The organism is Marinomonas sp. IMCC 4694, assembly GCF_008122525.1.
Taxonomy (GTDB): Bacteria; Pseudomonadota; Gammaproteobacteria; order Pseudomonadales; family Marinomonadaceae; genus Marinomonas.
Map to the genome: position 1 here is coordinate 1,660,648 of NZ_VSRV01000001.1, position 14,380 is coordinate 1,675,027.

Sequence of the window (14,380 nt, forward strand, 5' to 3'; positions counted from 1 at the left end):
TAATAAAGTAAACGAAAACTACGAGTAGCGACTAAGGGCTTTCGTTATCTGAAGGCCACTTAAAATTAGACAGATATACTCTCCAATATCTTAAGTTACTTTTACCATTTTTAAGGAACTGTTTTGGTATGCCATACACGCCACCATTTGAATTGACCCACACCATGATGCGTTTGGTCGCTGAAATCTCTCAGCAAGTCGGTGAGTGGACAGCGACGAATAAAGATAAGCTCGTTCCTAAGCTAAGAAAAGAAAACCGTATACGCACGATCCAGGCTTCTCTTGCGGTCGAACAGAATACTTTATCGTTGGAGCAGGTCACGGCTTTGGTAGATGGCAAGACAGTCCTTGGCTCACCAAAAGAGATTCAAGAAGTTCATAACGCCTTCGCTGTTTATGAATCGATGGACAAATGGCATGAAACAAGCGGTGATGATTTACTTGAAGCACATGCCATCATGATGAAAGGGCTGCTAACGGACGCAGGTCAGTGGCGTAATGGTGGTGCTGGTATCTATCGGGGAGATCAGTTAGTACATATGGCGCCACCAGCAAACCAAGTGCCTCGACTCATGATTCAGTTGATGGACTGGTTAAAAAAAACGGATGCACATCCTCTTATTGCTTCTGCTGCATTTCACTACGAATTTGAATTTATTCACCCTTTTAGTGATGGAAATGGTCGTATAGGTCGTTTTTGGCAGACACTAGTATTAAAGAGTTGGCATCCTTTACTTGCCTTTTTGCCGGTAGAAACCGTCATCAAAGCGAGACAAGAAGAATACTATCAATCGCTTCGAGAAGCGGACTCTAGATCTGATTGCAGTGTTTTTATTGAATTTTTGTTATCTGCTATCAATGAGTCACTTACGGAGGCCATTCAGTCAGAAGAAAAAATGCGGGTAGAAGTGAAGGATAAAACGCGGGTAAAAACAACAGATCAAATATTAGACGTTTTAAAAGAGTATCCACACTTAGCTCTCATCGATGTTGCTAACCGAATAGGTCGTTCTGTGAGTACTGTAGAACGAGCGGTTTCAAAATTAAAGCAGGAAGGGCGCTTAGAGTACCAAGGCTCTAAGAAGAATGGTGTTTGGCTGGTTAGAGAAGTTTAAAGTAGTGGTATCTTATTAAAAATACACCAAGAAAAACCAAGAAAGAGAGCAGACAATGTCGACCAGAAAACCTGAAAAAGTTAAGTCCACCCCTTTTTCCGACTTTATCCGCTATGCCTCAACGTCAGAAAAACAAGTGTTTTTTGAGAAAGTAAGAGATTTAGCCATTGAAGATCAGCGGCAAGTTATCGTTCAAGCGGAAGGATTAAAGGATAAAAAGGGGAAATGATTTTTCTGACTGCTTCAATGTTGGCTAGAGAGTGGTTGCTTTAAACCAAAGTTATGTCATTAACCTTTTTTTTTGATGCAAATCACCTCTTTGATAGGCGACTTCTGATTGATCCTTCAGTTTGTGGGCTAGGGCATGTTCAATAATTTCTCTAGGGAAGCTGGTGGTTTCACCGGCTATATTTTTAAAAACAGTTAATCACAAAGTTTCATTTGGCGTTTTCAGTCAGGATTGTGGTAAAGTCTTTGTAAAGGGAATTCATAAAAGTTTTACTCCAGTAAGGAAGCTTTGTGGCTACTAAGCAAGACACTTTATTTCGCACATTTGCCATGCTGCGAACCATACCAAAAGAACCTAGATACAAAGCCACCTCTACTATCCATGCAGCCTTAGAAGAAAAAGGCTTTAAAGTATCATTGCGAACAGTTCAGCGAGATCTTAACGCAATGACAAGTCATTTGCCTTTATATTGCAAAGAAGGGAATGGCGAATATCGTTGGAGTTTGTCTGCGTCATTTAATGATTCCAAGATAGGCCTTGATACCCCAACAGCGTTGACCTTGGTGCTTGCTCACGAATACCTTTCTGGTCTATTGCCACAAATCGTTGTCGATCAAATCACGTCACAATTTCAAGCGGCTCAACAATACCTCAATGCCTTGCCCTCCAACCATTACTCAGGCTGGGCCAATCGCATAAAAGCACTTCCCAGTGGTAAAACTCTGATCCCCGCCAAAATTAAAAAAGGCATTTGGGAGGCGGTTTCAGAGTCGGTATTAGAAGAATACGCTATTGATGTTATTTACCTAAGCCGCAAAAAGAACGAACCCAAAGAATACACCCTTCACCCACAAGGCATCGTTGTAAGAGGCAGTGTCAGTTATTTACTAGCAACGGTAAAAGACTACGATGAGGTTCGTCAATTTGCTCTGCACAGAATTCAAAAAGTAGAGCGATCAGATAGAGCGTATCGACACCTAGAAGGCTTCAGCCTTAGTACATATATCGATCAAGGAGGTTTCAGCTACCGTCAGTCATCAGACACCAAAAAGCTGCAAGCCAAGGTTACCAGCGAAATCGCCTGGTTACTGTCGGAAACGCCAATCAGTCAAGATCAGGAACTATCCGAAGCGGAAGAGGGTTGGTATTGGCTTAACGCCAGCGTGGCGGATGATCAGCAAACACTCTGGTGGATACAAGGTTATGGTGCTGCAATCGATGTCCTCAAGCCAGTCGAATGGCGTGATCATATTCACCAGCAGGCAAGGTCTATTCTAGGATTTGAGAGTTCGTAACAAATTATTGAAATATGACGACACAGATTGTCGTAAGTTCTCATTAAAATCTAAATTAACCTATTCGTTTTAATTTTTATAAGTTAAATATGATGACAGTTCAGAATAAAAACCGTTATTTTCCGTAGAAAAGAGTGATTTCCTTTTTCTATTTAAATGCTTAGTAATGTTTCAAAAGCTGATTTTATTAGACGATAAATCTAAATCATCCGATTGATTTTTCAAGTTTATATGATTATTTAATAGCCAATCTAAAATTATTACATATATTAAGATAAATTTATACATGCAAAATTTTATCTTGATAAAGCCAAATTATTTAGGATAATTCTGTTTTTTAATAAGGAAATTGTAATGGAAGTAATATTTTTCATAGTTATATCGATAATAGTTTTTGTCTTAGCGTTAAAGATTTTCAAAATGGTTTTTAAGGCTTTGTTTTATATTTCAGCACTAACTATTTTTGTTTTTTGTTTGCCTGCTATTGCTTTAGGATATTGCGTTTCAAAATCTATCATCTGGACTAATTTACTTCGGGCTAGCCTTACGATTTTATCGGTTACTGTTGCAGCTCTACCTTTTTACATTGAGTATTACGCAAGTAGTATTAACTCTTCTGAATACTCAGTTGATTCTTGGGCTTATTTTTTTGTTTCGCCTTTATTTTTAATTCTAATTCCAATGTATAATTATATATATTTAGAAAGAAAATGCTCTGTTTTGAAAGAAAAGTCTGAATATTTTTTTACACTATCTATCATATCATTTTCTTTCTTTATCCTGTCACTTTATTCAATAACTCCGATCTATTTGGTTAAAAAGATTTATGATGCTCCAAGATATTTTTTAGATTATGATTATTTGTTTGTTTATGGATATCTAATTATTTCAGTATTGATTGTTTTTCATCTTATTTCTATTAAAAGTTCAATCGAAAAGCTACTTAGCAAAATTGATAGTATTGTTGAGTCAATGAATTTAATTTCATATGAAGATTTCTATGGCAGTTTAGATGCTGGCTCCTTATCTTTAGAGGAAAAGAAATTAATTTTTTCAAATAGGATGGTTGGTTTTATTGAGGAAGGAGTGATCAAGGATACTGAGTTCTCAAATAGTAAAGTTTATTACTTCTCTTCAGAATTTATTGTTAAACAAAATAAATACTTAGAGGATGCTACATGCAATTCTGGAAAATTATCAGATAAAGAAATAGTTGAAATAATTAAAAATTCAACAAAATTTGACGATGTTGAATCTCTAGAGTTTACAGAAAGTTTCCTTGATTTTGGTGAGTATAAAAATTTTGAAGACGGAAAATTTTTTGTTTCATACAAATCTGAAAATATTATTTCATGTATCTGTTGTGGTAAGTCAAAAAATATAGAAGGAGAAATCTCTTCTGAATGGTATTGTTCAAAAATATGTGAAGAAACAGACAAAATTTGTGATGGTATAAAAAAACAAGATACTCAAGTTTTTATAGAAAATGCGACCACTACAGGTTTTATATTACTTAGCTCTGTAGATGCATGGGTTGACAATCATAAAATGTTCGCAATTGGTTCACAAGGTCATGGTTTTGCAGCGGAGAATGCTAACAATATTATTGACAGACTTAAGGGGAAAGATGCAACAGTAATTGGTGGAGACAATTCAAAAAACGGTGCCGATCGATTTGTAAATGGAGAGTTTGTTCAAACAAAATACTGCGCCACTCCTGCTAGAACGGTTGGATCGGCATTTGACGGTCAGGATGGATCTTACCGCTACGTCGATAGCAATAACAAACCTATGTTATTAGAAGTTCCAAAAGATCAATATGATCAAGCTGTAAAAGTGCTTGAGGTTAAAATTAAAGACGGTAAAGTTCCTGGTGTGAGTGATCCTAAAGATGCTCAAAAGATAATCGTTAAAGGTAGTGTTACATACGACCAGGCTAGAAATATTACACGATTTGGAACTATTGAGTCTATTTCTTATGACTTTGTTAATGGCGCTGTAATTGGTTTAAAAGCCGGTGGTATATCATCAGTTATAACAACTGTTATTGTATACGCAAAAACAAAAGATAAATCAAAAGCTATAAAAGCTGGCTTAGTTACCGCCGTAAAAACGTTTGGTAAAACTACAACTATATATATTGGTACTCAACAACTTCAAAGGTTGGGCTTTGTTCAAGGAGCAGTAAAAAATATAGATATTAGTAACCTCTCACCAACCTTACAAAAAATAGGTAAGCTGGGAACTGGTGCGAAAAGTGTTAATCAAGCTAATTCTGCTTTACGAGGAACAATTATCACATCAGTAGTAATTGTTGCTGTTACTACTGGTCCTGATCTATTGAAAATTTGTAGAGGGCGCATTTCTTCAAAGCAGTTTCTAAAAAACTTAACCATTGCAGCAAGTTCTACTGCAGGAAGCGTTGCTGGTTCACTTGCTGGTGCAGCTGTTTGTTCGCCATTAGGGCCTGCAGGAGTTCTTGCGGGAAGGTTTGTGGGTGGTGCTATTGGGGGATATGCTGTGGGCTGGGTTTCAAAAGTAATAAGTAATAAATTTGTTGAGGATGACAGAGAAATTATTATAAAAATCATTACCCAGCAAGTTCAGTATTTATCTTGTACATTTATGCTCAATGATGAAGAAATGATAAACTTAAATGAAAATTTAACCAATGTATTAAATGATAAAATTATTGAAAATATTTATGCAGCTAAAAATGATCGGATTGCTGCTGCTAATCAAGTTATTAAGCCAATAGTAACTGGTATTGTTAAACAGAGGTTTGTAATGCGGTATGATCAAGATGATATCGATAATGAGATTTTTAGTATGGAAAAAGAATATTCCTCACTTACTGTTTAAGTACTCAATTTCATAAAAATATTCTCAATACTATGTTTGTGTTATTGAGTAGCAGTTGGGTTTAAATTTCTTGTCCCTAAATAGTCGTCCCTGAATAATGGCGTTTCAGGCAAGAAGCGCCATGCTTTTTTAGGTCTTCTCAGTGGGAAAATTATTTTCAGCCATAATTGTCTTAAAAATAGTCAAAAATATGAGGCGCAATTAAGGAACATGCGATTAAGTCGGTAACATGAGATAATCTCGCCGACTTAAGACAACTACGACGCCTACCGATCATGAACCAGCTTTCCTTCGCCGACACCGAATTTACCAGCAAACGCCGCAAGACTCGCAAAGAACTCTTTCTTGGTCGAATGGATGAATTGATTCCTTGGCAGCAGCTTGAAGCCCAAATTGAACCCTTCTATCCAAAAGCAGGTAATGGACGTCGCCCATATCCTTTGTCTACCATGTTGCGCATTCACTTTATGCAGAACTGGTACAACATGGGAGACCCTGCAATGGAAGACGCTCTTTATGAAATTACCTCTATGCGGCTTTTTGCTGGGTTATCCTTAGATGGTGCGATACCTGATCACACAACTATTATGAATTTCAGGCACTTACTGGAAAAGCATAAGCTTGGACGAAAACTATTTAAAGAAGTCCATAAGTGGCTATCAGACTCAGGTATTTACTTCAAAGAAGGTACCATCGTTGACGCGACTATTATTGAAGCCGCTAGCTCGACCAAAAATAAAGCCAAATCACGTGATCCAGAAATGCACCAAACTAAGAAGAGAAACCAATGGTTCTTCGGATTAAAAGCACATATTGGAGTCGATGCTAAACGTGGCTTGGTGCATAGTTTCACCACCACTTCTGCCAATGAACATGACCTAAACCAAATAACTGAGCTCATGCATGGCGATGAGACGTTTGTCTCTGCTGACTCGGGCTACCGTGGCGTGGAAAAACGTGAGGAAACCAAAGATAAGACGTTGGAGTGGTTGATTGCGGAGATGCCAAGCAAGGTTCGGGAATGGAAAAAGCATCCCCGTATTAATAAAATCCCCATCAATACTGAGTACATAAAAGCGAGCATCAGAGCAAAAGTAGAGCACCCGTTTCGGATACTGATGTGCCAGTTTGGCTTCCGCAAAGTGGTCTATAAAGGTCTATCAAAAAATGACAATAAGCTCGCGGTGTTGTTTGCACTGGGAAACATACTGCGAGTGGATCAGATGATAAGGTCTGCACGGGGTTAATCCGTCTTGATGATGGTAGTTGGAGCTTTTAAGCCTTCAACTAGAGAATAAGAAACACTAAAAACCGAGGTTTTTAGTGAATTAAAGAGCGAATCAGGCCAGCTGCGACTTAGTGCTAATAATCTGACTTAATCGCACGTTCCTTAGCTAACGGAATACGCTAAACAGTGGTGTTAAATTACATGTGAAATTGGGGTCAGATGAAAATAGAAAACTGGTCGCTAGCTTGACTCAATAAGTGTTTACCCTAAGATATCGGCTAGCCTGATATTTATGAACAAGATGTTCGTATCAGGTTTTTTTCAGTAAAGCTTATTTCAAAGGAGTGAAATATGGCGAGGCTACCACGACTTTGTCCGATTGGCATCCCGCAACACATTATCCAACGTGGCAACAACCGCCAAGTGTGTTTTGCCAGTGAAGATGACTTCATCGCTTATGTAAATTGGCTAACGGAGTACGCTCAAGAGTTTGACGTTAAAGTGCATGCATGGGTCTTTATGACCAATCACGTACATTTACTTGCAACGCCAATGACCGAGGGTGGTATCTCAAAGATGATGCAAGCACTGGGACGCCGCTATGTCCGTTATTTCAACTACACCTACCAAAGAACCGGCACATTGTGGGAAGGGCGATTTAAGTCTTGTGTCATCAGTGCTGAGGAATACTTTTTTATCTGCCAGCGATATATTGAGCTAAATCCCGTTAGAGCTAATATGGTCGCTCATCCAGCTGACTACAAATGGTCGAGCTATCGCTTTCATGCTCAGGAGTCGCTGGATCTACAAAGTGAGCTTTGGCAACCACATGAACTTTATCTCAAGCTGAGCCGTCAGCAGGAAATGCGAGCGAAGCGTTACCAAGCCTTATTCAAATACCACATCCCAGAAGAAGAACTCGGACGGATTCGATCCGCTACGCATTCAGATATGGCACTGGGAAACGAACGCTTTAAAGAGGAGATCGAGAAGCTAACGGGTAGGCGAGTGACGCCAAGAAAGCGCGGTAGAAAACCGAGTCGAGTGGACTAAATTTTCATCTAATGGAATGGTCCACCCCGCCCCATATCGGCTTCAAATGAGCCATGATGAAGTGAGTTGTGTGAACAATGTCATTCATCAAAAGAAACGGAGCGAACCATGAACGAGCATAGCAAAAAAGGCCAGGTATGTACTCTCGGAGTTGATTTGAGCAAAACCAGCTTTCAATTGCACGGCGTAGATAACCATGGGAAGGTGGTTTTCAGAAAAAAGCTCAGCCGTAGCAAGCTGTTACCCTGCATCGCTAATCTTCCACCTTGTGTCATTGGCATTGAAGCCTGTGGCGGTGCGCATTATTGGTGCCGTCAATTTACGGCCTTGGGGCATTCGGTTCGTATTATTGCCCCTCAATTTGTTAAACCCTATGTCAAATCAAACAAGAATGATGCCGCAGATGCAGAGGCAATTTGTGAAGCGATCCAGCGCCCGAGTATGCGCTTTGTGCCTACGAAAAGTATTGAGCAACAGGACATCCAGAGCATTCACCGTGTGCGTAGCCAAGCGGTTGCCCGAAGAACGGCGCAAGCCAATCAGATCAGGGGGCTACTGATAGAATACGGCATTATCATTCCCAAGGGGATTTCTTATGTTCGAAAACACATCCCCCTTATTCTCGAAGAGAGAGACAATGGATTAAGTGATGTATTTCGGGCCTTGCTCAGCACGCTCTACGATGAGATGGTTCATTTAGATGATCGGATTGAGGCACTTGAGTTACAACTGGCAACCATCGCCAAAAACCATGACGATTGCCAACGTTTGCTCACCATTCCGGGCGTCGGCCTGTTGAGCGCCACCGCACTGATCGCGGCGATTAGTGATGTGACCGTGTTCAAAAACGGCCGTGAGCTGGCCGCTTGGCTTGGGCTGGTGCCTAGACAACATTCCACCGGAGGAAAACCCACCTTGCTCGGCATCAGTAAGCGAGGGGATACCTATCTAAGAACCTTGATGATCCATGGTGGCAGGACGGTTGTCAGGGTGGCCGACAAACATGATGATCGCCGTAATCGTTGGGTGAAGGAGCTTGATAACCGCCGTGGTAAGAATATTTCAGCCGTTGCGGTCGCCAATAAAAATGCGCGTATTGCTTGGGCGGTCTTGAGTAAAAAGGAATCTTATCAGGCAGCAGCCTGATCCCGACCGAGTTGGTCATGAGATGCAAAGAAAAGTTAAACAGAAAAGCGGTTAACAAGGTAGATCAGCAACGAGTTGCGTGGATAAAGTACAAGTGATGGCATAAAAGGTAAGACCTGCGTTCCTAAAACCTGCTAGGGTCTAGGGCTCATAGAGGCCGATCATCTGATGAGGTAGGAGCGAGCGAATTCCATCAGGGCCAGAGGTTACAAAAACCTCAGTTAAAGGCCGGATATATGGAAGCAATATCTTTCTGTCATACCAGTAACTTTATCTTGCATCGCGGGATGGACCATATATGACCCAGATGGCACCTTATGTTAGAGTACGCATCGTTACAGGTTGTTGACCTAAGTTGTCAGCAATAATAGGGAAGTCAGTGCAATTCTGACGCTGCCCCCGCAACGGTAAAAAAGTCAAACTTTGCCAATCAGCCACTGTGGTAAACCATGGGAAGGCGGTAAAGCCTGCATTCGCAACTTTTGAGTCCGGAGACCTGCCTGTAGCTGGGGGTTCCGCGTAAGCTGGAGCCAAATGTCACCACTGTGCGGGCGTGCTCAGTGCAACAGTAGATCTTATTTTATGAAAACTCCATTTCCTTCTCCTTCGTTCACGAGAACCCTCGTGGCGCTTAGTATCGTGTCTGTTCCTTCACTTCATGCGAATAATTCACCAACAACATCGTTCACTTTATCTCCTCTAGTGGTAACGGCGACGACAACCGAACAAAATCAAGCTGACTCATTAGTTTCGGTAACTGTGATTGACAGGGATGCGGTGAACAAACAGCAGCCTCAGGAACTCAGTGAGTTATTGGCGAGTCAGCCAGGTATTGATATCGTCACGAATGGGGGGTATGGCAAAAGCACAAGCATTTATACCCGAGGGTCGAGCAGTACAGGCACAAAGCTGTTAATTGATGGTGTGCCAATCCAATCGCATTCAACGGGGTCTTCTTCATGGCAATACCTGCCCATGTTCCAAGTTGAGCGCATTGAAATTGTACGTGGACCTAAGTCTTCTTTGTATGGCTCAAGTGCGGCAGGGGGCGTTGTGCAAGTGTTTTTCCCTGAAGCGAGTCAAGAAACGCAAGCGAATGTATCTCTAGGCGGCGGGTCTTTTAATACCCAACAGGCGAGTGCCAGCGTTTCTGGATTATCAGGAGACGCAAGCTATCTTCTTTCAGTGGGTACGTTCGAAACTGATGGGACAGTAGTCAAAGAGCATGCGGGTGATATGGGATATTCAAATGACAATATCTTTACCCGCCTTGGTTATGAATTTGATTCGGGTGCCTATGCGAAGGTTTTTATTATGCGTGCAGAAGGTCAGTCGGACTACACTACCTCTACTGGTAGTTTGCGCAGCAATGACTTTGTGAATCAGGCTATTGCATTAACGAGTGGTGTCGATTTGACAGAGGACTGGCAGTCTGAAATTCAATTGCGAGAATCCCGTGATGATTCTGATGTTCTGAATGACAAAGGAGTCAAGACGAACAGTTATTTTTATAGCCGCTCGCGAGGTGTACGTTGGAGTAATACCTTATCACAAAGTAATCATAAGCTGGTTTTTGGAGCTGAGCACATTCAAGATGACTTTGAGGGCTCTTACACTAAAGAACGAACCAGTAAGGGGGTATTCGCTCAGTCACTGTCTCAGTTTGGGCAAGCCAGTGCTCAGTTGAATATACGTGCTGATCGATACGACGAGTATGATACACAAACTACTGGCGGCGTTGCTTTGGGTTATCAGATTGACGATGTTTACTCAGTCAGAGCAAGCTGGCGTACTTCTTTTACTGCCCCAACATTTAACTCAATGAATGCGGAAAATTGGGGTTATACGTTAACGAATGAAATTCGTCCGGAGACTTCAGAATCATTTGAAGTTGGCTTACGTGGTGACTATCAAAATAGCTATTGGGATGTGGCGGTTTTTCAAGCCGATTATCATGATTTAATTACATGGAATTACCCTACGGTTGGTAATATTGAATCGGCACGAGTTCGAGGGTTAGAGCTTTCAACCGGTCTGCAAATCGAGTATTGGTCATTTGCTTTAGCGGCTACCATTATGGATACAGAAAATTTAAGTGCTGGTGCTGAAAAAGGAAATCGATTAGCGCGCCGTGCCAATAAAAGTGCTCGAATTGATGTAGATCGACATTTTGCTAATAGCACTCTTGGCTTCACTGTAGCGAGTTATGGTGAGCGTTATGATGATGCCAAAAACTCAGCGCTATTAGCGGGGTACGGGGTGTTGAATCTGCGAGCTAGTTATGACTTTGCGACGGATTGGAGTGCCGAGTTGAGTATCAAAAATGCGCTTGATAAAGAATATCAAACGGCAAAAGATTTTCTTAATCCCGGTCGTGGTGTGTTCTTAACGCTTAACTATTCGGCATTTTAATGGCTAACCCGATGCGTATTGTTTTATTCATGTTGATATGGTGGTTAGGCGGTGGGGCATTTGCGTCCGCCGCTTTTGCAGAACCCGTTTGTGTGGAGGATGATCGTGGCTTGAGTGTATGCCTCGATCATCCAGCAGTGCGCATCGCTGCTTTGTCTCCAGGCGCCACTGAGCTGATTTATGCCGCTGGTGCGGGTGACAAGGTGGTGGCTGTCGTGTCTTATAGTGATTATCCTGAAGCCGCTAAAAGTGTTACTTCAGTAGGCAGTCATACGCGCTTGGATTTAGAGCGTTTGATTAGTTTGCAACCGGATCTGGTATTAGCTTGGGGAACGGGTAATCCAACGGAACAGATCGAAACACTGGCACGTTTGGGCCTGCCTGTTTATTACGTGGAGGCCCATGAATTCGAAGATATTGCTCGAAATATCGAAAACATGGGGGTGCTCGCTGGCACCAAAGAGCTGGCCAATCTTGAGGCGATGCGTTTCCGCACGGGTATTCAAGCGCTGCAGGAACGCTACAAAGAGGCCGCCCCAATCAAGACCTTTTATCAAATATGGGACGAACCACTCATGACGATGAATGGTAGCCACTACATGAGTAAAGCGGTCAGTCTATGTGGTGGCGTCAATGTGTTTGCGGACTCGCCTCGCCTTATTCCACGTCTTAGTCGAGAAGCTATTCTGTTGAAAAATCCAGAAGTCATTATAACGGGTGATAGAGGCGAGCTGAAAACTGACTGGCTTAATACTTGGCTGTCTTTTCCCGACTTAGTTGCCACGCAGCGAGGTAATTTATTTTATGTGCCTGCCTCCCTCGTTCAGCGTCCAACGCCGCGTTTATTAGAAGGCGCGCAAATTCTTTGTCAAAGGCTGGATACCGCTCGTGCTCGACGTTAAAACTCGTCATCTAACAAATCGTCGTTCCATCGCCTGGCCGCTTGTGGTGTTAGCTGGTGTATCGCTGCTGAGTATCGTCTTTTCGGTCACGCAAGGCAGTGTCAGCTTATCGCCTTATGCGGTTTGGCAGGCATTACTTGGGCAAGGTTCAGGCCTTAATCAAACCCTGGTCTTGGAGTTGCGTTTGCCCCGTGTGATGGCGGCATTTGCAACGGGTGGATTGCTGGCGGTGGCGGGCGCTCTGATGCAGATTTTACTTAGAAACCCTCTTGCTGATCCCTATGTATTGGGGATTTCAGGGGGCGCGTCTGTGGCCGCACTGGCGGCGATTTTGTTGGGTATTAGTGGCATTTTGATGTCGGGCATGGCGTTTCTCGGTGCGGTGTTATCGACCCTATTGGTGTTCGGGCTTGCCTCGCGCTTGGGCAACATGGCGACCATGCGTTTGTTATTGACGGGGGTGGTGATTGCTGCTGGCTGGGGAGCATTAATTACGCTCATGTTGGCGCTTGCACCGCCTTACAAAATCCCTGGCATGTTGTATTGGTTGATGGGCGATTTATCCTATGCCAGCACACCATGGCTGGCTTGGTGTGTGTTGGTACCAACCTGTCTCATTCTGATGCCACTTGGTCGCAGTCTGAATGTGTTGGCTCGTGGGCCTTTGCAAGCGGCGGCACTTGGGGTAAATGTGAAAAGCGTGGAACGCCTAGTGTTTCTGTTAGCCAGTTTGCTCACGGCGATTGCGGTGACAACAGCAGGCAGTGTAGGGTTTGTTGGCTTGGTGGTTCCACACATGCTACGCATGGTATTGGGTAATGATCAGCGGCTCATTCTACCAGCAAGCGCTTTGGCTGGTGGTTGTTTAGTCACCTTAGCCGATACATTGGCACGTACTGTTATTGCGCCAGAACAACTGCCAGTGGGGGTGATTACGGCATTGCTTGGCGTACCCACCTTCTTGTATCTATTGCAGCGTGGGCGTTTATGACAACGCTTACGTTAACTCAATTACTGGCCGCTATTCCCAATAAACCCCGCCAACCAGAATATGCTTTGTCATTAACTTTTAAGGCAGGTCAAATGTGGGGGATTTTGGGGCCAAATGGTGTCGGCAAAACCACCTTATTGCACACCCTCGCCGCTTTGAAAGTGCCAGCACTCGGCGCGATCGAATTAAATCATCAGCCAATTACGTCGTTGCACCGCTTAAAGCTTGCACAGCAAATCGGCATTATGTTTCAAGAGCATCAAGATGGCTTTCCCGCAACCGTGCTGGAAACGGTTTTATTAGGACGCTTCCCTCATTTATCGCCTTGGGAAATGGAAAACGAACAGGACCTAGCACTAGCGCATGCTGCGATAGACCGTTTGGATTTGTCACCGTTTCGTGAACGTGCGTTGAACAGTTTATCGGGTGGTGAACGACAACGTGCCGCGCTCGCTACGTTAATGGCCCAATCACCCGATGTATGGCTGGTGGACGAGCCGACCAACCATCTGGATCTACATTACCAAGTGGCCGTGATGGGCTTGCTAGCCGAGCAGGCTAACCTGAACAAAGTGGTGGTTATGTCACTGCATGACGTCAACGTCGCCGCCCAATGGTGTTCCCATGTTCTACTTTTGTACCCCGATAGACCACCTATCTGGGGCGATGCGAAAACACTGTTAACTCAGCAAAACCTAGAGCCGCTTTATCGCCAGAAACTCGCCATGACAGAGTTAAACGGCAAACCCCTGTTTGTGCCAGTAGCCTAAATGGCTCAAGAATGAGTGTTGGATAAAAAAGGTCTCACCTCGTTTTACCTTTTACTGACCCATTTTTTACCAAATGTCGCCAGCGTCAATGATGTCCCCATGGTTTATTTCTGTACCTCGATTGACCACCTACCTAGATAAAATGAATCTGACCCTTTTTCCCTATCATTAGTCTAAATTTTCAATACTTAACAAGTATTAACACTTTTTTACAAAATAAGGGGTGGTATGGACCCACTTTAATAGACATCTCATAGCTATATAATGAGCATCTTGCAAAACTAATAGCCAACCCATTTGTGGATAACTTATCGCCCCTTTAGAGGCTGTTTTTTTACTCAGTTAAGCATGTGTTTCTATGCATTTTCTATTTTGAC

Annotated in this window: 11 protein-coding genes and 1 riboswitch; all 11 genes read left to right on the forward strand. The window is 42.8% G+C overall.

Annotated features, from left to right (window positions below; translation table 11 throughout):
• Positions 1–128 precede the first annotated feature (128 nt).
• The 11 genes from FXV75_RS07625 to FXV75_RS07670 all read left to right on the forward strand — a co-directional run bounded on the left by FXV75_RS07625 (position 129) and on the right by FXV75_RS07670 (position 14,003).
• Positions 129–1,115 (forward strand): Fic family protein, encoded by a 987-nt coding sequence (locus tag FXV75_RS07625; RefSeq protein ID WP_148832206.1) that lies wholly within the window; start codon positions 129–131, stop codon positions 1,113–1,115.
• A 55-nt stretch (positions 1,116–1,170) separates the two neighbouring features.
• The gene (locus FXV75_RS16350) at positions 1,171–1,344 is read left to right on the forward strand and encodes a hypothetical protein (RefSeq protein ID WP_187424862.1); all 174 of its coding nucleotides are present in this window, start codon (positions 1,171–1,173) and stop codon (positions 1,342–1,344) included.
• A gap of 290 nt (positions 1,345–1,634) precedes the next feature.
• The gene (locus tag FXV75_RS07630) at positions 1,635–2,639 is read left to right on the forward strand and encodes a helix-turn-helix transcriptional regulator (protein ID WP_148832209.1); all 1,005 of its coding nucleotides are present in this window, start codon (positions 1,635–1,637) and stop codon (positions 2,637–2,639) included.
• A 354-nt stretch (positions 2,640–2,993) separates the two neighbouring features.
• Positions 2,994–5,501, forward strand: coding sequence for a hypothetical protein (locus FXV75_RS07635; RefSeq protein ID WP_148832212.1), 2,508 nt, complete (start codon positions 2,994–2,996; stop codon positions 5,499–5,501).
• Between the two features lie 272 nt (positions 5,502–5,773).
• Entirely contained in the window at positions 5,774–6,748 is a 975-nt protein-coding gene (locus tag FXV75_RS07640; RefSeq protein WP_262368602.1) for an IS5 family transposase, read from the forward strand.
• A gap of 332 nt (positions 6,749–7,080) precedes the next feature.
• Positions 7,081–7,782 (forward strand): transposase, encoded by a 702-nt coding sequence (locus FXV75_RS07645; protein WP_148832220.1) that lies wholly within the window; start codon positions 7,081–7,083, stop codon positions 7,780–7,782.
• Between the two features lie 108 nt (positions 7,783–7,890).
• Positions 7,891–8,928, forward strand: coding sequence for an IS110 family transposase (locus FXV75_RS07650; protein WP_148832222.1), 1,038 nt, complete (start codon positions 7,891–7,893; stop codon positions 8,926–8,928).
• Between the two features lie 322 nt (positions 8,929–9,250).
• A riboswitch (cobalamin riboswitch) is annotated at positions 9,251–9,447 on the forward strand.
• 105 nt (positions 9,448–9,552) lie between these two features.
• Positions 9,553–11,340 carry a TonB-dependent receptor domain-containing protein gene (locus FXV75_RS07655; RefSeq protein WP_187424863.1) on the forward strand — a complete coding sequence of 596 codons (1,788 nt, stop codon included), beginning with the start codon at positions 9,553–9,555 and terminating at the stop codon, positions 11,338–11,340.
• Complete coding sequence (locus tag FXV75_RS07660) at positions 11,340–12,242, forward strand: cobalamin-binding protein (RefSeq protein WP_148832231.1); 903 nt, start codon at positions 11,340–11,342, stop codon at positions 12,240–12,242. The genes FXV75_RS07655 and FXV75_RS07660 overlap by 1 nt, the downstream gene beginning before the upstream one ends.
• Complete coding sequence (locus FXV75_RS07665; RefSeq protein ID WP_262368486.1) at positions 12,229–13,233, forward strand: FecCD family ABC transporter permease; 1,005 nt, start codon at positions 12,229–12,231, stop codon at positions 13,231–13,233. Before FXV75_RS07660 ends, FXV75_RS07665 begins: the two co-directional genes overlap by 14 nt.
• Positions 13,230–14,003, forward strand: coding sequence for an ABC transporter ATP-binding protein (locus FXV75_RS07670; protein ID WP_148832234.1), 774 nt, complete (start codon positions 13,230–13,232; stop codon positions 14,001–14,003). The genes FXV75_RS07665 and FXV75_RS07670 overlap by 4 nt, the downstream gene beginning before the upstream one ends.
• Positions 14,004–14,380: the final 377 nt, after the last annotated feature.